Source organism: Caballeronia sp. Sq4a (assembly GCF_023170545.1).
GTDB lineage: Bacteria > Pseudomonadota > Gammaproteobacteria > Burkholderiales > Burkholderiaceae > Caballeronia.
In genome coordinates, this window is sequence record NZ_CP084251.1 from 1,094,700 (window position 1) to 1,121,359 (window position 26,660).

Annotated in this window: 28 protein-coding genes; 24 read left to right on the top strand and 4 right to left on the bottom strand. The window is 64.4% G+C overall.

The window, feature by feature from the left end:
• The first annotated feature begins 88 nt into the window (after nucleotides 1-88).
• The 8 genes from LDZ24_RS19005 (at nucleotide 89) to LDZ24_RS19040 (ending at nucleotide 7,210) form a co-directional block, all read left to right on the top strand.
• Nucleotides 89-1,117 (top strand): beta-ribofuranosylaminobenzene 5'-phosphate synthase family protein, encoded by a 1,029-nt coding sequence (locus LDZ24_RS19005; RefSeq protein WP_248322748.1) that lies wholly within the window; start codon nucleotides 89-91, stop codon nucleotides 1,115-1,117.
• A 45-nt stretch (nucleotides 1,118-1,162) separates the two neighbouring features.
• Nucleotides 1,163-2,092 (top strand): NAD(P)-dependent methylenetetrahydromethanopterin dehydrogenase, encoded by a 930-nt coding sequence (locus tag LDZ24_RS19010; protein WP_248322749.1) that lies wholly within the window; start codon nucleotides 1,163-1,165, stop codon nucleotides 2,090-2,092.
• Nucleotides 2,092-3,243 carry an ATP-grasp domain-containing protein gene (locus LDZ24_RS19015; protein ID WP_248323350.1) on the top strand — a complete coding sequence of 384 codons (1,152 nt, stop codon included), beginning with the start codon at nucleotides 2,092-2,094 and terminating at the stop codon, nucleotides 3,241-3,243. The genes LDZ24_RS19010 and LDZ24_RS19015 overlap by 1 nt, the downstream gene beginning before the upstream one ends.
• A gap of 13 nt (nucleotides 3,244-3,256) precedes the next feature.
• Nucleotides 3,257-4,267, top strand: coding sequence for a methenyltetrahydromethanopterin cyclohydrolase (gene mch, locus LDZ24_RS19020; protein WP_248322751.1), 1,011 nt, complete (start codon nucleotides 3,257-3,259; stop codon nucleotides 4,265-4,267).
• On the top strand, nucleotides 4,240-5,199 hold the full coding sequence (locus tag LDZ24_RS19025) for a RimK family alpha-L-glutamate ligase (RefSeq protein WP_371747438.1): 960 nt from the start codon (nucleotides 4,240-4,242) through the stop codon (nucleotides 5,197-5,199). Before mch ends, LDZ24_RS19025 begins: the two co-directional genes overlap by 28 nt.
• Complete coding sequence (locus LDZ24_RS19030; RefSeq protein ID WP_248322753.1) at nucleotides 5,186-6,037, top strand: triphosphoribosyl-dephospho-CoA synthase; 852 nt, start codon at nucleotides 5,186-5,188, stop codon at nucleotides 6,035-6,037. The genes LDZ24_RS19025 and LDZ24_RS19030 overlap by 14 nt, the downstream gene beginning before the upstream one ends.
• A 189-nt stretch (nucleotides 6,038-6,226) precedes the next feature.
• The gene (gene fae / locus LDZ24_RS19035; RefSeq protein ID WP_206468853.1) at nucleotides 6,227-6,736 is read left to right on the top strand and encodes a formaldehyde-activating enzyme; all 510 of its coding nucleotides are present in this window, start codon (nucleotides 6,227-6,229) and stop codon (nucleotides 6,734-6,736) included.
• An 84-nt stretch (nucleotides 6,737-6,820) separates the two neighbouring features.
• Nucleotides 6,821-7,210, top strand: a complete 390-nt coding sequence (locus LDZ24_RS19040) for a hypothetical protein (RefSeq protein ID WP_248322754.1) — start codon at nucleotides 6,821-6,823, stop codon at nucleotides 7,208-7,210.
• Between the two features lie 15 nt (nucleotides 7,211-7,225).
• On the opposite strand, the gene LDZ24_RS19045 is transcribed toward LDZ24_RS19040, so the two are convergent.
• Complete coding sequence (locus LDZ24_RS19045) at nucleotides 7,226-7,663, bottom strand: dihydroneopterin aldolase (RefSeq protein WP_248323351.1); 438 nt, start codon at nucleotides 7,661-7,663, stop codon at nucleotides 7,226-7,228.
• Between the two features lie 375 nt (nucleotides 7,664-8,038).
• Between LDZ24_RS19045 and LDZ24_RS19050 the strand changes: the two genes are divergently transcribed.
• The 6 genes from LDZ24_RS19050 to LDZ24_RS19075 all read left to right on the top strand — a co-directional run bounded on the left by LDZ24_RS19050 (nucleotide 8,039) and on the right by LDZ24_RS19075 (nucleotide 13,714).
• Complete coding sequence (locus LDZ24_RS19050; RefSeq protein ID WP_248322755.1) at nucleotides 8,039-10,090, top strand: sigma-54-dependent Fis family transcriptional regulator; 2,052 nt, start codon at nucleotides 8,039-8,041, stop codon at nucleotides 10,088-10,090.
• Nucleotides 10,087-10,686 carry a flavoprotein gene (locus tag LDZ24_RS19055; RefSeq protein ID WP_248322756.1) on the top strand — a complete coding sequence of 200 codons (600 nt, stop codon included), beginning with the start codon at nucleotides 10,087-10,089 and terminating at the stop codon, nucleotides 10,684-10,686. The genes LDZ24_RS19050 and LDZ24_RS19055 overlap by 4 nt, the downstream gene beginning before the upstream one ends.
• Nucleotides 10,665-12,065, top strand: coding sequence for a DUF6513 domain-containing protein (locus LDZ24_RS19060; RefSeq protein WP_248322757.1), 1,401 nt, complete (start codon nucleotides 10,665-10,667; stop codon nucleotides 12,063-12,065). Before LDZ24_RS19055 ends, LDZ24_RS19060 begins: the two co-directional genes overlap by 22 nt.
• Before the next feature lie 192 nt (nucleotides 12,066-12,257).
• A complete protein-coding gene (gene pqqA, locus LDZ24_RS19065; protein WP_008354335.1) occupies nucleotides 12,258-12,332 on the top strand; it encodes a pyrroloquinoline quinone precursor peptide PqqA in 75 nt (24 codons plus the stop codon).
• A gap of 85 nt (nucleotides 12,333-12,417) precedes the next feature.
• On the top strand, nucleotides 12,418-12,987 hold the full coding sequence (locus LDZ24_RS19070; RefSeq protein ID WP_248322758.1) for a DUF447 domain-containing protein: 570 nt from the start codon (nucleotides 12,418-12,420) through the stop codon (nucleotides 12,985-12,987).
• Nucleotides 12,988-13,009: 22 nt separating this feature from the next.
• The gene (locus LDZ24_RS19075; RefSeq protein ID WP_248322759.1) at nucleotides 13,010-13,714 is read left to right on the top strand and encodes a (5-formylfuran-3-yl)methyl phosphate synthase; all 705 of its coding nucleotides are present in this window, start codon (nucleotides 13,010-13,012) and stop codon (nucleotides 13,712-13,714) included.
• Here the strand turns inward: LDZ24_RS19075 and LDZ24_RS19080 are convergent.
• Genes LDZ24_RS19080 through LDZ24_RS19090 form a run of 3 tightly spaced genes read right to left on the bottom strand, consistent with a single transcriptional unit; the run spans nucleotide 13,705 to nucleotide 16,443 of the window.
• Nucleotides 13,705-14,292: an aspartate kinase gene (locus tag LDZ24_RS19080; RefSeq protein WP_248322760.1), complete on the bottom strand. Its 588-nt coding sequence runs from the start codon at nucleotides 14,290-14,292 to the stop codon at nucleotides 13,705-13,707. The genes LDZ24_RS19075 and LDZ24_RS19080 overlap by 10 nt on opposite strands.
• Nucleotides 14,293-14,296: 4 nt before the next feature.
• On the bottom strand, nucleotides 14,297-15,415 hold the full coding sequence (locus LDZ24_RS19085) for a hydantoinase/oxoprolinase family protein (RefSeq protein WP_248322761.1): 1,119 nt from the start codon (nucleotides 15,413-15,415) through the stop codon (nucleotides 14,297-14,299).
• Nucleotides 15,412-16,443 (bottom strand): ATP-grasp domain-containing protein, encoded by a 1,032-nt coding sequence (locus tag LDZ24_RS19090; protein WP_248322762.1) that lies wholly within the window; start codon nucleotides 16,441-16,443, stop codon nucleotides 15,412-15,414. Before LDZ24_RS19090 ends, LDZ24_RS19085 begins: the two co-directional genes overlap by 4 nt.
• Before the next feature lie 13 nt (nucleotides 16,444-16,456).
• Here LDZ24_RS19090 and LDZ24_RS19095 point away from each other — a divergent pair, with 13 nt between their 5' ends.
• The 10 genes from LDZ24_RS19095 (at nucleotide 16,457) to pqqE (ending at nucleotide 26,660) form a co-directional block, all read left to right on the top strand.
• Nucleotides 16,457-17,155, top strand: a complete 699-nt coding sequence (locus LDZ24_RS19095) for a HisA/HisF-related TIM barrel protein (protein WP_248322763.1) — start codon at nucleotides 16,457-16,459, stop codon at nucleotides 17,153-17,155.
• Between the two features lie 863 nt (nucleotides 17,156-18,018).
• Entirely contained in the window at nucleotides 18,019-19,281 is a 1,263-nt protein-coding gene (locus LDZ24_RS19100; protein WP_248322764.1) for a formylmethanofuran dehydrogenase, read from the top strand.
• On the top strand, nucleotides 19,281-20,990 hold the full coding sequence (locus LDZ24_RS19105) for a formylmethanofuran dehydrogenase subunit A (RefSeq protein ID WP_248322765.1): 1,710 nt from the start codon (nucleotides 19,281-19,283) through the stop codon (nucleotides 20,988-20,990). Before LDZ24_RS19100 ends, LDZ24_RS19105 begins: the two co-directional genes overlap by 1 nt.
• Before the next feature lie 5 nt (nucleotides 20,991-20,995).
• Nucleotides 20,996-21,937 (top strand): formylmethanofuran--tetrahydromethanopterin N-formyltransferase, encoded by a 942-nt coding sequence (gene fhcD / locus LDZ24_RS19110; protein ID WP_248323352.1) that lies wholly within the window; start codon nucleotides 20,996-20,998, stop codon nucleotides 21,935-21,937.
• Nucleotides 21,934-22,755: a formylmethanofuran dehydrogenase subunit C gene (locus LDZ24_RS19115; RefSeq protein WP_248322766.1), complete on the top strand. Its 822-nt coding sequence runs from the start codon at nucleotides 21,934-21,936 to the stop codon at nucleotides 22,753-22,755. The genes fhcD and LDZ24_RS19115 overlap by 4 nt, the downstream gene beginning before the upstream one ends.
• A gap of 62 nt (nucleotides 22,756-22,817) precedes the next feature.
• Nucleotides 22,818-23,387 carry a cytochrome b gene (locus LDZ24_RS19120; RefSeq protein ID WP_248322767.1) on the top strand — a complete coding sequence of 190 codons (570 nt, stop codon included), beginning with the start codon at nucleotides 22,818-22,820 and terminating at the stop codon, nucleotides 23,385-23,387.
• Between the two features lie 31 nt (nucleotides 23,388-23,418).
• Nucleotides 23,419-24,339 (top strand): pyrroloquinoline quinone biosynthesis protein PqqB, encoded by a 921-nt coding sequence (pqqB, locus tag LDZ24_RS19125; protein WP_248322768.1) that lies wholly within the window; start codon nucleotides 23,419-23,421, stop codon nucleotides 24,337-24,339.
• A 45-nt stretch (nucleotides 24,340-24,384) separates the two neighbouring features.
• Complete coding sequence (gene pqqC / locus LDZ24_RS19130) at nucleotides 24,385-25,119, top strand: pyrroloquinoline-quinone synthase PqqC (RefSeq protein ID WP_175942307.1); 735 nt, start codon at nucleotides 24,385-24,387, stop codon at nucleotides 25,117-25,119.
• Between the two features lie 5 nt (nucleotides 25,120-25,124).
• Nucleotides 25,125-25,424, top strand: a complete 300-nt coding sequence (gene pqqD / locus LDZ24_RS19135; RefSeq protein WP_241270018.1) for a pyrroloquinoline quinone biosynthesis peptide chaperone PqqD — start codon at nucleotides 25,125-25,127, stop codon at nucleotides 25,422-25,424.
• Nucleotides 25,425-25,472: 48 nt separating this feature from the next.
• Complete coding sequence (gene pqqE, locus LDZ24_RS19140) at nucleotides 25,473-26,660, top strand: pyrroloquinoline quinone biosynthesis protein PqqE (RefSeq protein ID WP_248322769.1); 1,188 nt, start codon at nucleotides 25,473-25,475, stop codon at nucleotides 26,658-26,660.

The following is a 26,660-nucleotide window of genomic DNA, read 5'->3' on the forward strand; positions in this document are numbered from 1 at the left end:
AAGTTCCACGAAAAGAGAAAAACGACGAACTTGGTACACCTTTTGCCTGAGGCATGAAAATTCCCCTACGAGCGAAAGCCAAAAGAACATGCCCAAGTCCGCCCTATCGCCGCCCCAGGCGATCACCCTTTCGGCGGATGCCCGGCTGCATCTAGGCTTCATCGATCCGAACGGTTCGCTCGGCCGCGCGTTCGGAAGCGTGGGGCTCGTCATCGACGGACACGGCACGCGCATCACCGCGCGGCGCGCGCAACGCAAGGAGCGCATAGAGGGAACATCGACGCAAGCGCAGCACGAGCGCATCGAAGCCTATCTCGCGCGACTCCACGCCGCGTTAGGCGTCACCCAACCCGTCGACATCGAAGTGCACGAAACGCCACGCGCCCATACGGGACTCGGCTCCGGCACGCAACTGGCGCTGGCGCTCGGAACCGCGTTCGCCCGCGTGACCGGACACGATCTGACCACAGCGGATATCGCACGGCTGCTCGGACGCGGCGCGCGTTCGGGCATCGGCATACACGGCTTCGATCACGGCGGACTGATCGTCGATGGCGGACGCAGCACCGCGCACAACGAGAACGCAACGCTACCGCCACTGCTCGCGCGTCAGCGCTTTCCCGATGCCTGGCGCGTGCTGCTCATCGACGACGCATCCCGCGAAGGGCTGCACGGCGAAGCGGAAAAGCGCGGCCTCGCCTCGCTTGCCCCCTTTCCCGCCGCGCTCGCCGCCCATCTTTCGCATCTCGTCTTGATGCGCCTCCTGCCCGCCGTAGCCGAATGCGACTTCGAACCGTTCGCCGACGCCATCAGCGGCATGCAGCAGACCATCGGCGAATACTTCGCGCCCGCGCAAGGCGGCGTATTCGCGAGTCCCGCAGTGGCGCATGCGCTGCAGGCGGTCGCGGCCGAACAGAAGGCCGGCATCGGTCAGACGTCATGGGGGCCGGTGGGCTTCGCGTTCGTCGCAAGCGCGCAGCAGGCCGAGCGCGCGCTCGCCACCGCGCAACGCGCGGCGCCGCATGCATCGCTCAGCTTTTCCATCGTCGCGGCCCGCAATCACGGCGCGACGTGGCGCGCAGCCTGTCCGCGCGAATCAGGCGCGGATGCTGCGTGAATCACGCCGCAACGCATCATTTCCCTCACCGACCGAGCCCAGACCATGCCCGATGCCGCCGAAAGACCTTACGTGCTGCACATGTTCACGAGCACGCCGCAAATGAGCCCGTTCGATGTGAACATGGCCGCAGACGCCGGCTATCAGATCGTCGTGCCGTACTGCAACGTCGATGAAGGCAGCGTCGTGCAACTCACGCAGGACGCCATCTTTTCGCGCGGTCCCAAAGGCGTATCGCGCACGGGCATTTTTCTCGGCGGGCGCGACGTCATGCTCGCCGCCGACATGCTCGAACGCGCGCGTAACGCGATGGTGCCGCCGTTCGAAGTCTCCGTGTTCGCCGATCCCAGCGGCGCGTACACGACCGCCGCCGCGCTCGTCGCGCTCGCGGAGAAGCATCTGAAGGCGTCGCATCAGGTCGGCTTCGACGGCAAGCGGGTGTTGATTCTCGGCGGCACGGGGGCGGTAGGACGCGTGGCCGCCGCGATGACCGCATCGCTCGGCGCGGACGTGGTCGTCGCGAGCCATTCGAGTCAGTCGCGCGCCACGCAAGTCAGCGATGAAATCAACCGTCGTTTCGATATCGCCACGACGGGCGTCGCGACCGGTACCACGGAGCAATTGCATCGGGAACTGGCGCGAGCGGAAATCGTGTTCGCCACCGCCGCGGCGGGCGTGCAAGTGATGAACGCCGCCGACATCGCGCAGGCGAAGCATCTGCTGATCGCCGCCGACGTGAACGCCGTGCCGCCCGAAGGCATCGCCGGGGTCAACGTCATGGACGACGGCAAGCCGCTTGCCGGCGCGGCGCGCACGGATGCAATCGGTATCGGCGCGCTCGCCATCGGCAACGTGAAGTATCAGGCAGAGCACCGCTTGTTCGTGCGCATGCGCACCGGCGGCAAGCCGGTGTACCTGGGTTTTCCCGAAGCATTCGACGAAGCCCGCGCCATCGTCGCGGGACAGGGCGCGTGATGAACGCGCGCGCGCCGCGCGTCGCCGTCGCCGGACTGTCGGCGCGCATGCTCGCGCAGTCGGCCGCGCGCGCGGGCCTGAACGTCGTCGCGCTCGATATTTTCGGCGACCGCGATACGCGCACCCACGCGGGCATGTGGTTCGACATCGGCGGCGAGGGCTTGTCGATCGACCGCGCGCGTCTCTACGATGCGCTGCAACACGTGGCACGTTTGCCTCGCATGCTGGGGCTCGTCGTGACGAGCGGGCTGGAGCCGCTCGCCATCGAGCTAAGCCGCGCGCCGGGCGTGCCGCGTGTCATCGGCAATGGCGCGCAGTCGGCGGCCGTGCGCGATCCGCGGCGCTTCTTCGCGTTGCTCGACGACGCGCATATCGCCCATCCCGACGTGCGCTTCACGCGCCCCGCCGACGCGCGAGACTGGCTTATCAAGCGAAGCGACGGCTGCGGCGGCACGCATATCGAATGGGCGCGCGAGCTCGACGACACGCCGCCCGGAGCCTATTTCCAGCGGCTATCGCGAGGCCGCCCGATGTCCGCGCTCTTCATCGCGGCGCAACGGGAGGCCGTGGTCATCGGCTTCGCGGAGCAGACCACGGTGAGCGCGCATCGTCTGCCGTTCATTCATGCAGGGTCGCTCGGTCCCGTGACGTTGCCGCGCGATACGGCCGCGCGCATCGTCGATGCGATCGAAACGATCGTATGGCGAACGGATCTCACGGGTCTCTGCAGCCTCGACTTTCTGCTCGATAACGACACGTTTCAGGTGCTCGAAATCAACACGCGCCCGTCATCGACGATGGCGCTCTACGAAGCCGCATGGCCCGACGCGTGGCCGCGCGGTTTGATCGGAGCGCATCTGGACGCGTGCCTCGACGGGGAGTTGCCGCACACCGACACTGCGCTGAAGCGACCACCGCTGATCGCGGGGCAGCGCGTCGTGTTTGCGCCGCACGGCTTCGTCGCATCGCAGGCATTCAGCGATGCCTGCTTTGCCGATCCCGCGTGCCACGACATACCGCTTCCCGGCGCGCGCATCGAGGCGGGCATGCCTGTCTGTACGATGATGACGACCGCGCCCGAACTCGATCTGTTGCGCGCTGCGCTCGACAGCGAATGCGCGCGCATCCTGCAACGCATCAAAAGCCACTGAGGCCATTGAGCCCATGACACTGACTTCTCCCCTTCCCGCTGGATTGAGCGTCAACGCGATGAGCGAGCCGCTCGTCGCGCAGTTGATCGAACGCAGCGAAGCGCTTCGCGTCGGCATCACGCGCACGCCTGCGGGCACGACCATCGTGGATGCAGGCGTCGATGCAGCGGGCAGCGCCGATGCCGGCACGCTCATCGCGCGAATCTGCATGGGCGGGCTCGGACACGTGGCGCGCCGCATGGCGTTCGATGCCGCTCCGCTCTGGCCCGTCTTCATCGAAGTGCATACGTCGACTCCGGTGCTCGCCTGCCTCGGGAGCCAGTACGCGGGCTGGAGTCTCTCCGCGACGAAAGAGGAGACCGGCGGCAAGAAGTTCTTCTCGCTAGGCTCGGGCCCCGCGCGCGCGCTCGCGTGCAAGGAGCCGCTTTTCGAGGAACTCGGCTATCGCGACAAATACGAACGCGGCGCGCTCGTCATGGAAGTGAATCGCCTGCCGCCGCAAGTGGTGATCGACAAGGTGATCGACGACTGCGGACTCGCGCCCGACAAGCTCGTCATCGCGGTCACGCCGACACATTCTGTCGCGGGCACGGTGCAGGTCGTGGCGCGCGTCGTGGAAGTTGCGCTGCACAAGACGCACGTACTGGGCGTCGACTTAAGCGAGGTCGTGGAAGCGAGCGGCAGCGCGCCGTTGCCGCCGCCCGCGCCCGACGACACGCAGGCAATGGGCCGCACCAATGACGCCATCCTCTACGGCGGCCGCGTGCATCTCACCGTCAAGAGCGATGCGGCCGCAAGACGGCTCGCGGCCGAACTGCCGTCTTCGAACGCGCGAGACTACGGCAAGCCCTTCGCCGAAATCTTCAAGTCGTTCAACTACGACTTCTATCAGATAGACGCCGCGCTGTTCGCGCCCGCCGAAGCGTGGGTGTCGAGTCTCGAAAGCGGCGCGACGTATCACGGCGGCAAGCTCGACCACGCGCTGCTTCACGCGCAATGGCACGTCACGCAGGAAACGCCATGACGCGCATCGCGATCATGACCGACGAGACCGGCTGGCACACGAGCCGTCTGAAGAAAGCGTTCCGCGCGCGCGGCGTCGAGGCGCGTTGCGTCGATCTTGCGGATTGCCGCATCGATACAACGTGGCCTCCGCATGGTCTCGCCATTCCCGGCTTCGGCCACGCGCTGCCGGATGCGGTGTTCGTGCGCGGCATCGCGGGCGGCACGTTCGAACAGGTGACGCTGCGGCTCGGCATCCTGCATGCGCTGCGCGAAAGCGGCGTGCCGGTCTATAACGACGCCCGCGCCATCGAACGCAGCGTCGACAAGTCGATGACGAGCTTTCTGCTCAACCGCTTCGGCGTGCCGACGCCCGCGACATGGGCCGGTGAATCGCCCGCATTCGCCAAGCGCGTGTTGATGCGCGAAGCCGCGGCAGGCCGCAAGCTCGTGATGAAGCCGCTTTTCGGCTCGCAAGGCAAAGGCTTGCGGCGGCTCGGCGACGACGCATGCGAAACGTTGCCATCGCTCGAAGACTTCAGCGGCGTCGCGTATCTACAGCGCTATGTCGATGCCGGGCATCCCGGCTTCGACTGGCGCGTGCTCGTGATCGGCAAGCGGGCGGTCGCCGCGATGAAGCGCGTGGGCGGCGACGACTGGATCCACAACTTCGCCCGCGGCGCGCGTTGCGAGCCGGCCGACCTCACGCCGTCGCTCGCCGATACTGCGGTGCGGGCGAGCCACGCGCTCGGGCTGGACTATGCAGGCGTCGATCTGATCGCCGCCGAAGGACGCCCGCTCGTGCTCGAAGTGAACGGCGTGGCAGCGTGGCGCGGGTTGCAGTCGGTGACGCCGCTCGATATCGCCGCGTTGCTTGCCGACGATCTGCTCGACCGCAAGCTCGCTCTGTCGCAGCGCACGCTCGCATGGGCAAGCGGCGATGCCCGCGCCTGACCCGATCCACGCGCGCGAAGCGTTCATGCGCGCCTGCGCGCTCGACGTGGAGACGCCCAAGCCCGGCAACGTGAGCATCGCGAGCGCGGGTCACGGCATGACGGCGGCGCAGTTCATCGAGAGCGCGGAAATGGCGGCAGCGGGTCTCTTCGTCGCGGGCGCAAGCGTCGGCATGCGCATTCTCGACGCCGTGCGCCGTACCTCCGATGCAGTCGGCTGCAACACGAATCTCGGCATCGTGCTGCTCGCCGCGCCGTTGTGCGCCGCACTCGAACGCCTGCCGCGCGATCGTACTGTCGAGCTTGAGCATTGGCATGCCGCGACCGAAGCCGCGCTTGCATCGCTCGATCTGGACGATGCCCGTCTCGCCTATCGCGCGATCGCGCTCGCCAATCCCGGCGGTCTCGGCGAAGCACGCGAGCAATCCGTCCATGCGCCGCCGACCGTCGACTTGCGCGCCGCGATGACGCTCGCCGCGCACCGCGACAGCATCGCGCGGCAATACGCGAACGGTTTCGCCGACGTGTTCGGCGCGGGCCTCGATGCGGCGCGAGACGCGGGCCTCGCGAATCCGCGCGCAGCCATGCTCGATGCGTTCCTAGCGTTTCTCTCGCGCTGGCCGGACTCGCACATTGTGCGCAAGCACGGCGCGGCGACGGCGCAAAGTGTCACGCGCGATGCAGCCGTTCAACGCGCGAACTGGCGCGCAGCGGGACGCCCTTCGCACGCGCCCGCGCTCGACGCATGGGACGCCGAACTCAAGGCGCGACGCATCAACCCGGGAACGAGCGCGGACCTCGCGGTGGCGACGCTTTTCGTCGCGCTGATGACCGCATGACTCGTCGATGCGCGCGCCTCTGGACCGGGAAATTGGCACGGATCATGTTTAGGACGTACGCGGTTATGCCGCCCTCTGTGCAGCCGTTTGCATCGAGGATGCGTTGCGCGGTCTCCGGGTTATCGACCGTGGCCGCCTGAGCCCTGGAGCAAGTCGATCGTCCCAAGAACCCTTCACTGGAGGAACAGCATGGCCAAGATCAACCGCGTCCTGATAGGCGAGTCGCTCGTCGGCGACGGCAACGAGGTCGCACATATCGACTTGATCATCGGACCGCGAGGCTCCGCTGCGGAGACCGCGTTCTGCCACGCGCTCACGAACAACAAGGACGGCTTCACGTCGCTGCTGGCCGTGGTCGCGCCCAATCTCATCACCAAGCCCAACACGATTCTCTTCAACAAGGTCACCATCAAGGGCGCGAAGCAGGCCGTGCAGATGTTCGGGCCGGCGCAGCATGCGGTGGCGCTCGCGGTCGCCGACAGCGTGGAAGACGGCACCATCCCCGCCGACGAAGCCGACGACCTCTTTATCTGCGTCGGCGTGTTCATTCACTGGGAAGCAACCGACGACAAGAAGATTCAGGAGTTCAACTATCAGGCGACGAAAGAAGCCATTCAGCGCGCGGTAGCGGGCGAACCGAAGGCATCCGAAGTGGTGTCGAGGAAGTCATCGGTCGCGCATCCGTTTGCGGCGGCCTGATCGTCAACATGCCGTCGATAGTGCGGCCGGCGTCGCCGTTGCGCGCCGGCCGCATGTCATCGACTACGATACGAGGTTCATCGAATGAGTCCACGTTGCAGCGTGCTCTGCGTGTTCGTCGCGTTGGCGTCCGTGTGCCCGCTGTCGTTCGCGGCCGCAGGCGTGCCGGCGCAAGGGCACGACTATCCGACCGAAGGCCGCGTGGAATACGTGCTCGCCTGCATGGACGACAACGGGCATGACTTCGTGAACGTCTACAAGTGCTCGTGCGCCATCGACAAGATCGCGCAAGTGCTCACCTATGACGACTTCGTGGAGCAATCGACGTTTTCGAAATACGCGGCGCTGGGCGGCGAAGGCGGCGCCGAGTTTCGCGTCGATCGCGCGAAGGCGCAGACGAAGAAGTATCGCGAGTTACAGCGCGAAGCATTCAGGGCGTGCGGACTCGTGAAGCCCGCAGCGGCCGCGAAATAACGCTGCGCGCAAGACTTATTGCGGCACGTAGCCCAGGCCGATCCACCCGAGCCCGCCTTGCATCGACGGCGCGCGCCGCCGCTCGATCACGACGCCGACCGCATCGACATCGTCGAACTTGGCGGGCTTCGCCAGCGACACCCTCACCCAATGCGCGCCGAACCGCGCGATGACGAGTTGCGCGATATGCTCGGCCAGCGCCTCCAACAGTTGAACGCGATGCGACGCAAGCAGTGTGTGAACGGCCTCCCGCACCGCGGCGTAGTTGACCGTGTCCTCGATACGATCCGTGGTGCACGCGCGCAACGACGGCACGCCGATCGCGAGACTCATGCGCACGGGCTGCGCGATGTGCAGCTCGCTCTTGTCGATGCCGATCACCGTCTGCCCTGTCAGTCCCTCGATAAAAACGATATCCATCGGCGGGTTTTCCTCGGCAGCGCGCGGCGCCATGTCGCGAACGGCTTCGCGGATCGGATCGAATCGGCCCATGTGCGTGTCGCCGCGCGAGCGGCCCGGTGAGTGATGAAAGCGTGAAACGCGGGTGATTCGAGGAGAAAAGCAAAAACCGCGCGCAGCGCCAAACTCTATGCGACTACTTATTGAACCGGCGCGCCATCGGATGTAGAGTTTTTGGGAACCGGGCCAGATCGGGGCGGAAATCCTGACCGAAACGCACGCCCGGCCACGAGGCGCGCACGCGAACGGCTACAGCACGACGGCAAAGAGACGGCCGCGGCGCCCGCGGAAACACAACAGATTCGGCGTCGGACGCAACGCGCGGCTCATGCGCGAACGCAACGAAAAACGCCACGGAGACACGGCCCCATGTCGTCGCTAGCTGACGTAGACACGCATGTCCGGGAAGTGCTGAACATCGTCAATAACCCGCTCGCCACGCGGCGCGCGAGCGATTCCGTCGCGCAATCGTGGATGCGTTGCCTCACCGAGTTCCACCTCGACCCGGCGCGCTTCGTGATGCCGCCCGTGCTGACATCGCGGGAACTCACCGAACGCCGCGAAGCCGCGAGCGACCTTATCGCGTGTTCGAAGCTGGAAATGACGACGCTGTATCAGCAGCTCGCCGATCCCGAGCTCGCAGTCGTGCTAGTCGATGCGGACGGCGTGATCGTGCATCAGGTGTCCTCGGTGCCGTTCGGCGAGGCTGTCGCCGCCGACGGCCTGCGCGTGGGCGCGCTGTGGAGCGAGCGCGAAGCCGGCACCAACGGCATGGGCACGTGCCTAATCGAGCGCGATTGCATTGCCGTGTGCCAGCACGAGCACTTCTATCCGCGCTATACGTCGCTCACCTGCTCCGCCGCGCCGATCTTCGATGAACGCGGCACGATCGCCGGCGTGCTCGATGTCACGAGCCGCTCGAAGCTCTTGCAGCAGCATTCGCTCGTGCTCGTCGGCATGTCGCGGCAGATGATCGAAAATCGTCTGATCGATGCGCGCTACCGGCACGCGAACATGATCCACTTTCATAGCCGGCCGGAATTCGTCGGCACGCTGCACGCGGGCAAGCTCGCGGTCAGCGACGACGGCGTGGTACTGGCCGCGAGCCGCAGCGCGCTTTTTCAGCTCGATCTGCGCACGCCCGCGGAACTGTGCGGCAAGCGCATCGAAGAGGCGTTCAACGCGTCGCTCGAAGACATGATCGCGCGCAGCATTCGCGGCTCCTTTCATCCGGTCACGGTGTATAGCGCGAAGGCGAACAGCCGCTTCTTTCTCACCGCGCAGACGCCGCGCGAAGCGGCGGGCGGCGCAACGCGCATTCTGATGAACGACTCCGCGCTGACGACGCGCGCGAAGCCCGCCCGCAAGGAGTCGCGCGAGAACGCCGGCTCGGGCGCAGGCCGTCTCGACAAGCTCTCGCATCTGGAATTCGGCGATCCGCGCATGGCCTCGCAGATTCAGCTTGCCGCGCGCGTGATTCAACGCAAGATACCGATCATCCTGCGCGGGCAAACGGGCACCGGCAAGGAAGTCTTCGCCAACGCGCTGCACAGCATCAGCCCGAACGGAGCGGGCGCGTTCGTCGCGGTGAATTGCGCGTCGCTGCCGGAGAACCTCATCGAGAGCGAACTATTCGGCTACCGCGCGGGCGCTTTCACGGGCGCGCAGCGTGAAGGACGGCGCGGCAAGATCGTGCAGGCAAACGGCGGCACGCTGTTCCTCGACGAGATCGGCGACATGCCGCTCACGCTGCAAGCGCGGCTGCTGCGCGTGCTCGAAGAACACGAAGTCACGCCGCTCGGCGCGGAAACGACCGTTAAGGTGGACTTCCAGCTCATTAGCGCGAGTCACCGCAATCTCGCGGAACTCGTGCAGACAGGCCTCTTTCGCGAAGACCTGTATTACCGGCTCAACGGCATCGAGATCAACTTGCCGCCGCTGCGAGAACGCGCCGATGCGCTCGCGCTCATCGGCCATATTCTCGAAACCGAATCCACCGATCCGCCCGCGTTGAGCGCCGAAGCACGACAGGCCTTGCTGAGTTATTCGTGGCCCGGAAACATACGTCAATTGCGGCACGTTCTGCAGATGGCGATCGCGCTTTGCGACGGTCCCGAGATTCGCTGCGCGCATCTGCCGCCCGAGATCGTGAACGGCGCACGTCCCGTGAGCGCGACAACTGCGCCCACGGCAACCGCCACGGCGCCACTGCCGCATCTCACCGACGACGCGGACACACCCGCGCTCAACGCGATACAGGTCAGGGAACGCGAGACCGTGTTGCTGCTGCTCGACGAACATCGCTGGAACGTGAGCAACGTCGCGAAGGTGCTCGGCATCAGCCGGAACACGTTGTATAGGAAGATGCATCGGCTGCACATCAGGCTGTCGCACGATTCGGCCACGCCGGATCACGCATGACGCAGCCCGCGCCCGCTCGCCGGCTCGACGAGTTCAAGCCCGACGCGCGCTTCGCGTGGTGCGTGACCGGTTCGGGGCACATGATCGAGGAATCGCTCGAACTCGCCTTGCGCCTGCCGCGCTGCGATCTCTTCCTGTCACGCGCGGGCGAAGAAGTGTTGCCGCTTTATGGCTGGCCCATCCGTAAGCTGCGCGAGCACTTCAAGGTCTTTCGCGACAACAGCGCGAGCAGCGTGCCCGTGGGCATGCTCTATCACGGCGAATATCACACCGTCGTGATCGCGCCTGCGACCAGCAACACAGTGGCGAAGTGCGCGCTCGGCATCTCAGACACCTTGCCCACGAATCTCTATGCGCAGGCCGGCAAGCAGTGCGTGCCGGGCATCGTTTTCGCATGCGATACGGCGCCGAGCGTCATCACGCAAACGCCCCACGAATGGGTCGAAGTCAGGCCGCGCGCCATCGAGTTCGATAACGTCGAACGCCTGGCGCGCATCGAACATACGACTGTCGCGCGCACGCTCGACGACCTGAAGGCCGCGCTCGAACAACGGCTTTCGGACCTGAATCTCGCATGGAACACATCGTCTTCCTGACGGGCAGGCTCGCCGAACAGAGCCTTCGTCGCGTGCTCGAAGGCATTGCGCCGACGAGCACTGCATCGCCCTTTACATGGGAAGTGCGCGAGATCGGGCTGCAAGTGGCGGGACTCATGACCGCCGACATGATTCGCCGGCGCGTCGCGACGCCGCTCGGCGAAGGCACGAGCCGCATGATCGTGCCGGGCCGATGCCGCGGCGACCTCGATGCGCTGACCGCGCACTATGGCGTGAAGGTCGAGCGCGGCCCGGAGGAAGTGAAGGACTTGCCGCAGTTCTTCGGACGCGAAGCGAGGCATGTCGATTTATCGCGCTACGAGACGGAGATCTTCGCTGAGATCGTCGATGCGCCGCGTCTCGACCTCGCAGGCATCGCCGCCCGCGCGCGCGACTACGCCAAACAGGGCGCGGATGTGATCGACATCGGCTGCCTGCCCGAGACGCCGTTTCCGCATCTCGAAGACGCAGTGGCGATGCTCAAGGAACAGGGTTATCGCGTGAGTGTCGATTCCATGCTCGCCGACGAACTGATGCGCGGCGCGCGCGCAGGCGCCGATTACCTGATGAGCCTGAATGTCGATACGCTGTGGATCGCGGACGAAACGGCATCGACGCCCGTTCTCGTGCCGCGCGAGCCGCACGACATGGCATCGCTCGATGCGGCCATCGACGCGATGAAAGCACGCAATCGCCCGTTTCTCGCCGACCCGATTCTCGATCCGATTCCATTCGGGCTCGCGGCATCCATCGCGCGTTATGTGAGCTTGCGCGAGCGTCATCCTGATGTTGCGATCATGATGGGCATCGGCAACGTGACCGAGTTGACGGAAGCGGACACGAGCGGCATCAACGCGGTGCTGCTCGGCATGGCGGCGGAACTGCGCATCGCGGCGGTGCTCACGACATCCGTGAGCTTGCATGCGCGCCGGGCCGTGCGCGAAGCCGATGTCGCAAGACGCGTGATGCACGCCGCCCGCGAAACGCAGACGCTGCCCAAGGGCATGTCGGGCGACCTGTCCGCGCTGCATGCGAAGCGTCCCTTCCCTTACAGCGCTGAGGAGATTAACGAGCTCGCGCAATCCGTACGTGATCCTAACTTTCGCGTTCAGGTTTCGGCGGAAGGGATTCATGTCTATAACCGTGATGGACATCGCATCGCCACCGACCCGTTCGCGCTCTATCCTGACCTGAAGCTGGAAGCCGACGGCGGCCACGCGTTCTACATGGGTGTGCAACTGGCGCGGGCCGAAATCGCATGGCAACTCGGCAAGCGGTTCGATCAGGACCAGGCTCTCGATTGGGGATGCGAGGTGGATCGTCCTGAGGAAGACCTGACGGCATGGCACGCACCCGGCACGACGATGAAGAAGCGCTGATCGACGCGCGTTCATCGGATGGAGCATCACGCAGACGGGACACTTTGCTGCGTTTCCGTCACAGTGCAGCGCGCACCAACGATTGGATCTTTTTGGCATGCCGCTTGCGTGCGTTCGCACGCGCACGCCGCTCGAATTGAAAGGGCGTCGTTGGCATCGACCATTCACTCGTTCAACCAAGGAGAAATTGCCATGCAATGGACTACGCCGAGCTTCACCGATATGCGCTTCGGTTTCGAAATCACGATGTATATCGCCACGCGCTGAGTGCGACGTCCCACTTGCACGAAGCCGCGTGCGTCAACGCGCCTTCGTGCGAGCCCCATGCCCATGCACGCGTGCGCGGACAGCCATGATCTACGAGACGATCGTCACCACGGCGGATCGCGATGGCCTTCCGCATGTCGCGCCGATGGGCGTGCGCTTCGAGCAAGAATCAGCCATCCTCGCGCCGTTTCGCCCCTCGACGACGCTCGATAACGTCATCGCGACCCGGAGCGCCGTCATCAACTTCACGACGGACGTGCGCGTGTTCGCGGGCTGCGTCACGGGCTTTCAGCGCGACTGGCCGACGCTTCGCGCGACGGCGGTGCCGAGCGTGCGGCTCGCGCAGACGCTCGCGCATGCGGAACTGCAACTGATCGAAATGAACGATGACGACACGCGCCCCACGCTGCGCATGGCGTGCGTGCATCGCGAGATGCACGCGCCGTTTCCCGGCTTCAATCGCGCGCAGGCTGCCGTGGTAGAGGGCGCGATTCTGGTGAGCCGTCTCTTCATGTTGCCGCAAGAGAAAGTAGACAGCGAGATCGACTATCTGCGTATCGCCATCGACAAGACAGCGGGCGATGCCGAACGCACCGCGTGGAACTGGCTATTGCAGGCCATCGAACAGCATCGCGCGAAGACACCTCATCCCTGATTCAACGCTCCGGAGTTCGACCATGACCGCATTGCTGGCAAGCGTCCGCTCGGTGGATGAAGCGCTCGATGCCGCGCAAGCGGGCGCGGATGTCATCGATCTGAAGGAACCGCGCGCGGGCGCGCTGGGCGGCGTCGCGACGGACGACATAAAGCGCATCGTCCGCGCATTGCGGGCGCGGTACGCGGTGCGGCCCATCAGCGCGACCATCGGAGACTTGCCGAACGACGCGCTCGATGAAATGACGAGCCGCGTGCTGGACGTCGCGAGCACCGGCGTGGATTACGTGAAGGTCGGCGTCGCGCCGGGACCACGCGCTGCGGCGTGCTTGCGTCATCTGGCGTCCTTGCCGGCGACGGTCGTGCCGGTGCTGCTTTCTGACGACGGCATCGAGTCTTCGCTCGTTACACTCGCCGCACAGCTCGGCTTCGTCGCGCTCGTATTCGACACCGCGAAAAAAGACGGCCGCACGCTGTTCGATTGCGTCGATAGAGCGACGCTCGCCCCATGCCTTTTGCACGCGCGGTCGCGCGGCATGATGACCGCCCTCGCAGGATCGCTAGGCTGGCGCGATCTCGAACGGATACGCGCGCTTGCACCGGATATCGCGGGCCTCAGAGGCGCGCTATGCGACGAGCGCGATGGACGCACCGGGCGGCTCGATGCATCGCGTGTGCGTCAGTGGTCGCGCGCGCTGCATGGCGAGCGCATGACCGCTCACGCATGAAAGGCGAGCAGCCGCTCACGCATGACCGACGCATCGCTCTTGCTGAACACTTCCACCAGATAATTCGCGTCTTTCACGTAGGCCGGAAAGCGTCTGTCGATAATGCCGCTCGCGGCGAGCGCTTCGAGCGGCGCCTGCGCTTCGATCGCGCACGACTTCACGATCATTAGACGCTCGGCATTGAGCGTGGTCGAAAGCCACGCGGCGAGACTGTCGGATGTCGTGTCCCAGTTGGTCATCGAGTCGGGCGTGGTGCGCATCAGATCGGTCGGCACCCATACGGCGACCTGGCCATCGCGCAGCGCGCGCCGAATGCGTTCTTCATTCGAGGCGAGCACGAGTTCGGGCAGCACGCCTTGCATGAGAATCGCGTATTGGGTCATCGCGAGCAGACACATGTTGTGCGCGGCGAGGTCGTCGAAGCGCCATTCGCGCTGATACTGCCGCACGGCATCCGCGAAATCGCCGCCGCCAGGCACGATCACGACACGCCCGCCGCCCAGTTCCCAGAGCCGCGTGAGCCACTCGCGCAGCACGGGATCATGGCTCAGGCTTCCGCCGATCTTGATCACCCACATGCCGTTATCCTCGTTCGAGATTGACCGCCTCGTTCGCGCCGCCCGTATCCATATCCGTTACGGGCGACGAAGCCAGCAGCGCGACCGCCACGCTCGGCGCGCACGTCGAAGCCCATTCGTATTGCCCCGCATCGTCCGACGCGACTCCAGCAAGCCGAGCGAAATCCACATAGCTGCGCGCCTCCTGTTGCGCCAGCGCCGCCGCCAGGAAGCGCCCGCATCCCGCGCCGACGATAGGCGCCCGTGCCAACGACTCGTGTTGCGCGCTCACGCGAGCGAGATTCGCTTCGAGCACGCGCAACTGTTCTCGCCGCCATGCAAGCGCGAATCGCCGCCATTCATCGGGGCTTGCATCACACGCGTCACGTCCGATCATTCGTGCGATACGGGCACGGCTCGCGGCTTCCGTCTTCGGGCCGTTGTCCGCGCTCGGATGCTGGTCGTGCTCGGCCCACAACTCGCCGGTCAGGCGATACACGTCCGCTGTCGTCGCGAACCATTCGTTCATCACGCTCGTGGTTTCGCCCCTGAATGCGATGCGATGCGCGACACCGCACAAAGGCGTTCGAACGACGCCCTGATACACGAGCTCGCCGCTCACGAGACGCTGTGCATCGTTCATGCCGCGTGCGGCGACATGGCCCGCGACGATCGGAATGATGTCCGTGGTCGTGCTGCCAATATCGACGAGCAAGGCATGAGGCACGCGCGTCGCGACGTATTCCGCGGTGGCGAGCCAGTTCGCCGATGCGATCTTGCGCCAGCCGTCGCGGCACGCGGAACGCGCAAGCCAGTTCGCCTTGCCGCCGTAAAAGAGGGTGCGCGGCCCGAGCCGTTGCGCGAGCATGCGGGTCAGCGTGCGCACGCCCTCGGCGCGGTCAGCAAAGAGATCGACCATTTCGCCGGTCATGGTGACCGCGTGGCGCGCGGTGGCGTCGGCGGCTTGCGGCCAGCGTTCGAACACGCTATCGACCGTTCGCTCCAGATGCGCGATCCCTTGCCACAACGGACACGCCCATTGCGCGACATCGACCGGCGCGCCCGCCGTGGCCATGCACACCTTCACATGCGCGCCGCCCACGTCCCAGCCGAAGACGGGCGCGCCGCCCGCACGCGTCGTCATGACGACGCCCCGCATGCGCGCAAAGATGGCTCACGTTGTTCGAAGCCCGGTACACCATGCGCCGCGAGCAATTCGGCCGCGATGTTCCGTGTTTTGCTGAGCTCCGCATAGGCCATCGTCAGGCGCGGATTGATTTCGATAACCACCGGTCCGCGTTGCGGGTGCCATACGAGATCGATGCCCGCGAACCCGCGCAAGCCGGGAAGCGCGCGCGCCACGCGCTGCGCGAGTCTTTCGAGCACGCGCCCTCGCTCGCCGTTGCGCGCAACGGTATCCACATCGACGCCGTCGAACTGTACGACGCATTCGCGGCGCTTCGACTGCGCCGCCTCGGAAAGCGCGATACGTTGATGGTTGATGGACAAGAGCCGCGCGCCCGCGTCATCGCAAAGAAGCGAAAGACTGAGCGGTTCGCCATCGACCCATTCTTGCAGAACAGGATTGCGCCCGGCCGCGGCGCGCGCTTCGTGTTCTTCGCGGGCTGCGCCGAATTGATCGTAGACATACGTATCGAGGCCGCCCGCGCCGTCATCGGGCTTCACGACCCAGCGGCGTCCCTCTGCGGCGACGGCCTGCTCGGGGTCGAGCGCGGGCGTCACGGGGATGTCATACGCGGCGAGGCATGCGGCTGTCGCGCTCTTGCTCGACGCCGTACGTATGGCTTCTTTCGCGCAGCCGAGCCAGCGCGCGGCGCCGACGGCATCGTGCAACTGCAACAACAGGCCGTCGCATTCGGGCGCGATGACCATGGCATAGTCGTGCTCGCGCGCGATGCGTGAGACGAAGCGCGTGATCGGCTCGCCGGGCTGCGGGCGCGCATGCGCGTGATCCTTGCTCATCTGCTCGAAGCGCGACGTGGCGACGGTGACATCGACGCCCTCGAGCGCGCGCAAGTCGGCAGCGATGGCGTCGCGCATGACGCGGCCTTCGACGATGAGCGCGCTGAGATCCGCGAGCGTGCTTGCGCTCGCGACATCCGGATCGATGCCGCCGCCGGTGAGATACTCGAACACGAATATTCTGGTCAAGGGGAAGCCATCCATGCAGGTGATACCCGTTCTCGACTTGCTCGACGGCCACGCGGTGCGCGCGGTGCGCGGCGAGCGTGCGCGCTACCGGCCGATTCAGTCTTCGTTGTGCGCGACGAGCGAACCTCTGGAGGTCGCCCGTGCGTTGCTGGCCGCGACCGGCGCTCGCACGCTATACGTGGCCGATCTCGGCGCGATTCTCGGGCGCCGCACGCATATCGACACGCTGGCGGCGCTTCGGGAGGCGCTCGGCGATGGCGTCGCTATCTGGCTCGATGCGGGCTTTCGCGATTTCGCGTCGATGCGCGTGTTGTTCGATCGCATCGTGAACGTGAAGCCATGCGCTGCGGCTGCGACGCTCGTGCCCGTGTTCGGCACGGAGACCTTGCTCGACGCAGGCGCGATTGCCGAAGCGAGCGCCGCCGGCTATGAACCGATTCTCTCGCTCGACTTTCGTGGCGGGCGCGTGCTGGGTGCGCTCAGCGGCGACAGCGCGTGGTGGCCTTCGCGCGTCATTGTGATGACGCTGGATCATGTTGGTGCCAAGGCCGGGCCGGACTTCGATACGTTCGATGCCGTGCGGGCTTTGGCCGGTGAGCGCCTTTTGATCGGCGCGGGAGGGGTGCGGGATCGCGACGACCTCACGCAGGTCGGGTTGCGCGGCGCGCACGGGTGGCTCGTTGCTTCTGCGATTCATGATCGGACGGTTTAGTTTGGCAGTCGCCTCTCCAGGACTCAATATTTGTGCCAATGGCATTGGTTCGGTGTTGTGGTCTTTGAGCTGCCGCTCGGGCGTGACAGTGTGTTTCATATGTCTTGCTTCTGCGTCAGTTTTTTCGTGGAACTTGTTTTCGTGTCGGTCTATTTGCGTTGCCCCTCCCCGGGGCGGGGGTCACTTTCTTTGCCGCTGCAAAGAAAGTAACCAAAGAAAGCAGCTTTTGTGGGCCCGCAGAAAGAATAGTGTGGTCACTCCGCAGAAAGACATTGGCAATCAGTTTGAGACAGCCTTGAATCACCTTCCACGCCCGCTGAACATCAACGTCATGCGAGCCCCTTGGCTCGTTAACACCACACCCCGTTTAGCGCTTCACGCTTGAAATTGCGCCCTGTGCCGCGTGAGTTCACTGAGCCGCGGATCTGCCAGCACTGAGACCAACGTTTGACAAGCACGCATAACGTTGCAAGCGCTCGGTGTTATCGAGCCAAAGGGCTCGGAGGACGTGGCGCTCAGCGGGCGTGGCAGGTGATTCAGGGTTGATTCAAACTGAGGGCCAATGACTCTCTGCGAAAGTGACCATCTTCTCAGTGCTGCGAGCCAAAAAAGCTGCTTTCTTTGGTTACTTTCTTTGCAGCAGCAAAGAAAGTGACCCCCGCCCCGGGGAGGGGCAACGCTAATAGACCGACGCGAATACAAGTTCAACGACAAACAAGAACGCCCGAGAGAAAAACTCTTTCTCGGTTACCCCGCCCCGGAGAGGGCCAACACTAATAGACCGACACGAAAACAAGTTCCACGAGAAAAACAAGCGCGAGCAAAACCACCCTCGGCATAGACCTTGCAAACACCCGCGCACCATGTCGAAACCAGCGCCAGCAAAACCCCTCTGGACGTGTCCATTCTGCCCGCTCTTATGCGACGACATCGCGCTGGATGTCGCGGCCGACGCGCGCCTGAGCGCAACCAACACGACCTGTCCGCGCCTAGCGAAATCGCTCGCGAGCATCAACGCCGGACCAGCAAGCGCACAACCCAAAATCGACGGAACCGAAACCGACATACCCACAGCCATCTCGCAAGCCGCAGACATTCTGACGAAAGCCCGCCGCCCGCTGTTCGGCGGCCTCGCCACCGACGTCGCCGGCGCGCGCGCGCTCTACGAACTCGCGGCCCACAGCGGCGCCATCCTCGATCACATGCACGGCGATTCGCTCGCCGCGGCCACGCTCGCGCTGCAAGACCGCGGCGCGCTCTTCACCACGCTATCGGAAGTGCGTTCGCGCGCCGATCTCATCATCGTGTTCGCGTGCGAACCCTCGCGCCGTTATCCGCGCTTCTATGAGCGGCTGCAAACCGCGCAGCGTGAAAAGAAGATCGTCTATATCGGATGCGACGTCGATACGGCCGCCCCGCATGGAGAGACACTGCTGCGCGATCTCGATCCCTTCGATACGCTCGCCCTCTGGTCCGCGCTCGTCGAAGACCGCAAGCCGGATGCGTTCGCAGACGCAGAAACCGCCCGCGATTTGCAGGCGTTGACCGATCGCATCCACACGGCCCACTACACCGCGCTCGTCTATGAACCCGCCGCATTGCCACAGCCGGACGCAGCGCTCGCGATAGAAGCGCTACACCGAATCGTGAAGACGCTCAATCGCACCACGCGCGCGGGCGTCCTTGCATTGACCGGGGACGAAGGCGCGCTGTCGGTCAATCAGACAGTCACGTGGCTCTCCGGCTTTCCGCTCAGAACGCGCGTCACCGTGGGAATGCCGCTCGATCACGATCCATATCGCTATCGCACGCACACGCTGTTGCATAGGCGCGAAGCCGACGCGCTGCTATGGGTATCGAGCTTCGGTCCCGAGCCGATGCCCGATGCGCTCGCCGACGATGTTCCCGCGATCATCCTCGCGCATCCCGCCACCGCGCTCGTTGAACGCGGCGCGCCCACCGTGTTCATTCCCGTTGCGACACCCGGCGTCGATAGCAGCGGACACCTGTTTCGCATGGATACATCGGTGGTCGCGCCGCTCGTGCCTGCGCGCGATACGGCATTGCCCACCGTGGCCGCCATCGCGAGTGAACTCGCGCAATCGATACGCGCAAGGAGAACATAGTGAGCACGGCGCGACTGAGAGGCGGCACCGTCTATGATCCGACGAACGGGATCAACGGCGAACAGCGCGACATCACGATCCGCGACGGCCGTATCGTGGATGGCCTGAACAGTCACGACATTCCGCCTGAACGTGACTTCGATGCGAGCGGCATGGTGATCATGGCGGGCGGGATCGATCTGCACTCGCATATCGGCGGCGGCAAGACCAATCTCTCGCGTCTGCTCTTGCCGGAGGATCATCGCGACGATCCGCGCGCCCTGCCGAACCGACCCGACGAAGGCCGCTATATGCGTCTGCCTTCCTGCGGCACGTGCGCGCCGGGCACGCTCGCCACCGGATATCGCTACGCGGAAATGGGCTATACGGCTGCATTCGAGCCCGCGATGATCGCCTCGAACGCGCGTCACACTCACCTCGAAATGGGCGATACACCGATCATCGATCACGGCGCCTATGTGATGATGGGCAACGACGAATTGTTCCTGCACATGCTGGCGACACGCGAAGACTACGAACGCATGCGCGATTACGTCGGCTGGACCATCAACGCAAGCAAGGCGCTCGGCGTCAAGGTAGTGAACCCCGGCGGCATATCCGCTTTCAAGTTCAATCAGCGGTCGCTGGATCTCGACGAAGCACACGTGCATTACGGCATCACGCCGCGTGACGTGCTGAAGACACTCACGCGCGCGCTCACCGACTTGCGCGTGCCGCATCCGTTGCATGTGCACGCGAGCAATCTGGGCGTGCCCGGCAACGTCGACTCGACCATCGCGACGATGGATGCGGCAGAAGGCCTGCCTGTGCATCTCACGCATATCCAGTTCCACAGCTACGGCACGGAAGGGCCGCGCAAGTTTTCATCCGGCGCACGCGCCATTGCGGAAGCTGTCAACGCCCGTCCCAATGTGACCATCGATGTCGGACAGATCATCTTCGGTCAGACCGTCACCGCTTCCGGCGACACGATGATGCAGTTCCGCAACGCGCCGCTCGCTCGACCGCGCAAATGGGTACTCGGCGATATCGAATGCGATGGTGGCTGTGGCGTGCTGCCCTTCCGGTATCGCGAGCAGAGCTTCGTAAACGCGCTGCAATGGATCATCGGGCTGGAGATCTTCCTGCTCGTCGACGATCCGTGGCGCGTCGCGATGACGACCGATCATCCGAACGGCGGTCCCTTCACGAGTTACCCGCATCTCATTCGGCTTCTGATGGACAAGTCCTTTCGCGACGAGCAACTCGATAAGCTGCACGCCGATGCGAAGACCGCGACCACGCTCGGTGAACTCACTCGCGAGTTCTCGCTCTACGACATCGCCATCATCACGCGCGCCGGACCCGCGCGGTTGCTCGGGCTCAAGGATCGCGGGCATCTCGGAGTCGGCGCGGCAGCGGACATTGCCGTTTATCGCGAGGATGCGGACCGCGAGCGCATGTTCACGTCACCCGCCTATGTCTTTAAGGATGGCGAATTAATCGCACGCGATGGCACGTTTATGAACGTACCGACAGGCGGCATCCACTATGTGCAGCCGGACTATGACCGTTCCATCGAAGCACGCGTGCGCGCTTTCACCGAAGCCAACCTCGCGGCGCGCTTCGAGAACGCGGCTATCGGCGACGACGAAATCTGCGCATGCTGCAACGGCGGCCGGCTGTTGCCGGTTGCGTGCTTCGCCACGCGCGGGAACGCACAACCATGACCGCCATGCGCATCAACGACACGGAGATCGACGACACCTTCGCGGAAGCGTTCCCGATGAAGGCGACGCGCCTCGTCATCACCGCGCATACGCCGACATGGGCGCGTCACGCCGCCAATTCGCTGACGGGCTTTGCGACATCCGTGATCGATTGCGGATGCGAAGCGGGCATCGAACGCGATCTCGCCGCCGATGAGACGCCCGATGGCAGGCCGGGCATCTCGGTGCTGATCTTCGCTGTGTCGTCGAAAGAACTGGCGAAGCAGGTCGCGCGGCGCGTCGGGCAGTGCGTGCTCACGTGCCCGACCACCGCAGTTTATGGCGGCATCGATCCGGCAACGAGCCGCGCGCCGCTCTCCGACAACGCACCGCTCGGCGCGGGACTGCGCTTCTTCGGCGACGGCTTTCAGATATCGAAAGTGCTCGGCGCGACGCGCTATTGGCGCGTGCCCGTGATGGACGGCGAATTCGTCTGCGAGGAATTCACGGCTACTGTGAAGGCCGTGGGCGGCGGCAATCTGCTGTTCCTCGCGCGTGACCTCGACAGCGCATTGCACGCCGCCGAAGCCGCCGTTGCCGCCATGCACGCGCTGCCGAACATCATCACGCCGTTTCCCGGCGGCGTCGTGCGATCCGGCTCCAAGATCGGCTCGAAATACGCGGGCGCGACCGCGTCCACGAACGATGCCTTCTGCCCGACGCTCGTCGGCTTGTCAAAGAAGAGCGAGCTCACGCCCGAGGTCGCATGCGTGCTCGAAATCGTGATCGACGGTCTGACCGATGCGGATGTGCGCGCCGCGATGACCGCCGGCATCGCGGCCGCAACTGCCATCGGGCGAGCGGGCGGCATGCTGCGCATATCGGCGGGCAATTACGGCGGCAAGCTCGGGCCGTATCACTTCAAGCTGCATGAACTCGCAGCCGGCATCGATGGGAGCCGTGCATGAGCGCCATCACGCTGCGTGTAAAAAGTGCGCCCGGCTTTCGCGTCGATGCGTCGAAGTTACTTCCTTGCGCACTCGGTGGCTTGGAAGATAGCGAGGTCGCGCGATTCATATTGCAAGGGCACGGCGAACAGTGCGCGATAGCCGATCTGTTCGACATCAGCAGAACGCAGAGTGAAGCGCCAACGCTCCGTATCGAAGGCGATGTTGCATGGCTCGACCGCATCGGGGCGTCGCTCGATGCCGGTTCGCTGTTTGTCCACGGCGAAGCGGGTGACTACGCGGGCATCGGCATGAGCGGCGGCGAGTTGCATATCGACGGCAATGCGGGCCGCTTTACCGCATGCGAAATGCAAGGCGGCCGCATGACGGTGCGCGGACATGTCGGCGATTTCGCAGCGGGCGCGCTGCCTGGCGACATGGAGGGCATGCGCGGCGGCGTTTTAATCGTCCACGGCGATGCAGGCGCGCGTCTTGCAGACCGCATGCGGCGCGGCACCGTGCTGATCGGCGGCAATGCGGGCGATTTCGCGGCATCGCGGCTCGTAGCGGGGACGCTTTGCATCGCGGGCGAAACGGGCGCGCATCTCGGTTATGGCATGCGACGCGGCACGGTCGTACTATTGAAGGCACCGCGACGCATCGAACCGACCTTCGTCGAAGGCGGCCGTGGCTTCGACGTCTTCTGGCGGCTGCTGACCCGCATGCTCGCGCGCGAGATGCCGCTCTTTGCAACGCTCGCCGACAGCATGATGCCGACGCGCTATGCGGGCGATCTCGCCGTGGACGGACGGGGGGAATTGCTGATCGCCAATTCGTGAACAGACGAGAACAATGGACTTCTATCCGGCGGACGAATGCCCTTTGACGAAGGAGGCGCGCCATGAGCGCTGCACGAATTCCCGCTGCGGCGCACGGCAAGGCGGTCGCGGCGAACGATCGCTTCGCGCGTCCTCTCGTCGCGCTGCACTGGATCATCGCGGCCGCCATTATCGCGATGTTGTGCATCGGCTTCTACATGGTCGGCCTGCCGCGCGGGCTCCCTTTCAAGTCGACGCTCATCAACTTCCACAAGTCGCTCGGCATGACGGTTTTCCTGCTGGTGCTGATCCGCATCCTGGTACGCCTGGCCTATGGCCGCCCGCCTCTGCCGCCGATGGGAGCGTGGCAACGCGCCGCCGCGAGCACCACGCAGGGTCTTTTATACGTTGGCATGATCGCGATGCCGCTGACCGGTTACCTCGGCTCGTCGTTCAACAAGTACGGCACCCGCTTCTGGGGCGTGCCGTTGCCGCAATGGGGATGGGACGACAAGGGCATGCGGGAACTGTTCTTCGGCATGCACGTTTATCTGGCGTGGATCATGGCCGCGCTGATCGCGCTGCATTTTCTGGGCGCGATGAAACATCAACTGATCGACAAGGACGGACTGTTAAGGAGAATGTGGCCATGAGCGCCGTGATGCAGGTCAGCGAGGCTGGCTTATGAAGATTCGTGTGCTGGGCTCGTCGGCAGGCGGCGGCTTCCCGCAATGGAACTGCAACTGCCGCAATTGCGACGGCGTGCGTCGCGGCACGATAGCGGCGCGGGCGCGCACGCAGTCCTCCATTGCCATCAGCGATAACGGCGAAGACTGGCTGCTCGTCAATGCTTCGCCGGACATACTCGCGCAGATCGCGGCGAATCCCGATTTGCAGCCCGCGCGTCGCGTGCGCGATACGGGCATCGCAGCGGTGATCGTCATGGACGCGCAGATCGATCATGTCACCGGTCTTCTGATGCTGCGCGAACGCGGCACGCCGTTGCCGCTCTATGCGACCGACGCCGTGTGGCAAGACCTCTCGACGGGCTTTCCGGTCACGTCGATCCTCTCGCATTACTGCGGCGTCGAACATCGGCGCATTGCGCTGGACGGCGCCGCGTTGCGCGTGCCGGAACTGCCGCGCGTGCAGATAGAAGCGCTACCGCTTTCGAGCAAGGCGCCGCCTTACTCGCCGCACCGCGAAGCGCCCGAAGTGGGCGACAACATCGGCCTCGTGTTCACGAACAGCGCAACGGGCAAGCGGGCGTTCTATGCGCCGGGGCTAGGCGCGATCGAACCGCACGTGCTCGATGCGATGCGCGGGGCCGACCTGTTGCTAATCGACGGCACGGTATGGACCGACGACGAAATGATTCGTCTGGGCCTGACGAAGAAGACCGGCGCCGACATGGGTCATCTTGCTCAGAGCGGCGCAGGCGGCATGATCGAGGTGCTCGATTCGATCGAGCGCGCGGAAATCCGCAAAGTGCTAATCCATATCAACAACACGAACCCGATTCTCATCGAAGATGGTCCCGAACGCCGCATGCTGTCGGAGCATGGCATCGAAGTGGCGCACGACGGCATGAGCTTCGAGCTATGACGAATCCCTGGAGAACGATGAATGTCTGACCACCCGTTCACGCCGATGCTCAATCCCACGACCGGCCCGCACTTCACCGCAGTGAAGACCGCGGAGCCTGCGTGGACACGCGAACAGTTCGAGGAACAACTGCGCGCGAAAGGCACGGCGTACCACATCCATCATCCGTTCAATGTGAAGATGAATAGCGGTGGATGTTCGCCCGAGCAGATTCGCGGCTGGGTCGCTAACCGCTTCTACTATCAGATCAACATTCCGCTGAAGGACGCGGCGGTCATGTCCAACTGCCCGGACCGCGAGACGCGGCGCCGTTGGGTGCTGCGCATTCTCGATCACGACGGCTATGAAGATCAGCCAGGCGGCATCGAAGCGTGGGCGCGCCTGGGCGACGCAGTGGGTCTCTCGCGCGACGATCTGTGGTCGCTTCGGCTTGTCACGCCCGGCGTGCGCTTTGCCGTCGACGCCTACGTGAATTTCGCGCGACGCGCGCCGTGGCAGGAATCGGTGTGCTCGTCGCTGACGGAAATGTTCGCACCGCAGATTCACAAGGATCGCTTGGCGACATGGCCCGAGCATTACAAGTGGATCGAAGCCGATGGTCTCGCTTATTTTCGCTCGCGTGTGTCGCTCGCCCAGCGCGATGTCGAACATGGTCTCGAAGTGACGCTCGCTCATTTCACGACACGCGAGCAACAACAACGCGCGCTCGATATTCTGCAATTCAAGCTGGATATTCTCTGGACCATGCTGGATTCCATCGAAAAGGCCTTCCCGTCATGAGCGATATGAACCCGACGCAGCGTGTCCAGGAAGCCGTCGAAGCACCGGATGACTCACTGCATCCGAAGCTCAAGCGTCTCTTTCGCCTGCAATGGGAGCCCGCGCAGGATGCGCACGTCCTGCTTTATCCCGAAGGCATGGTGAAGCTCAATCAAAGCGCCGCGCAGATTCTTTTGCGCTGTGACGGCACGCGCGACATTCCCGCGCTCGTCGCGGATCTCGAACAGGCGTTCAACGCCAGCGGCCTCGGCGACGACGTGCGGGCGTTCATCGCCGGTGCACGTTCGCGCGGCTGGCTGGAGTAATGAGGCACAAGCAGAGGCACACCCAGACGCACACCCAGAGGCACGAGCATGACCGATCTTTCCGAACCCATTGCGAAGCCCGAGCACGAAGGCGCGGTCATACCGCCGCCGCTCTGGCTGCTCGCCGAACTGACATACCGCTGTCCGCTGCATTGCGTGTTCTGCTACAACCCTGTGAACTACGCGGAACACACGCAAGAGTTAAACACCGAGCAATGGCTCGACACATTGCGGCAGGCGCGCGCGCTCGGCGCGGCGCAACTCGGCTTCTCAGGCGGCGAGCCGCTGCTTCGCGACGATCTGGAAACGCTCGTCGCAGAAGCACGCAAACTCGGCTTCTATACGAATCTGATCACGTCCGGCATCGGTCTCACGGACAAGCGTCTGACTGCGCTGAAGGACGCGGGACTCGATCATATTCAACTCTCGTTTCAGGACTCGACGCAGGAGCTGAACGACTTTCTCTCCAGCACGAAGACCTTCGACCTGAAAAAGCGCGTCGCCAATCTCATCAAGGCGCACGGCTTCCCGATGGTGCTCAATTGCGTCTTGCACCGCTATAACCTGCCGCATATCGGCCGCATCATCGACATGGCGCTCGCGATGGACGCCGAGTATCTCGAACTCGCGAACACGCAGTACTACGGCTGGGCGCACGCGAACCGCGCGCAACTCATGCCGACCGCGGAGCAGCTGCAGGAAGCAGAAGCGGTGGTCGAGCGTTACCGGCGCGAAATAGGCGACAAGTGCAAGATATTCTTCGTCGTGCCGGATTACTACGAGCGTCGGCCGAAGCGTTGCATGAACGGATGGGGCTCCGTATTTCTCGGCATCGCGCCCGATGGCGCCGCGCTGCCGTGTCATACGGCGCGCTCGTTGCCGGGCCTCACCTTCCCCAACGTGACGCAGACGCCGCTCAAAGACATCTGGTATGAGAGCGATGCGTTCAACCGCTTCCGCGGCTTCGACTGGATGAAGGAGCCGTGCCGCAGTTGCGACGAAAAAGCCATCGACCTCGGCGGCTGCCGCTGTCAGGCGTATCTGCTCACGCAGGATCCGGCGAACGCGGACCCGGTATGCGACAAGTCCCCGCATCATGAACGCGTCGTCGAAGTGGTGCGCGCGGCATCGGTCAGGCAGGAACCAGCGGAACAGCCCATCGTCTTTCGCAACGATGCGAACTCGCGGCGCATGGCGGCTGAATCGCGCGCACATAGTTCGGACAACGGAGAATAA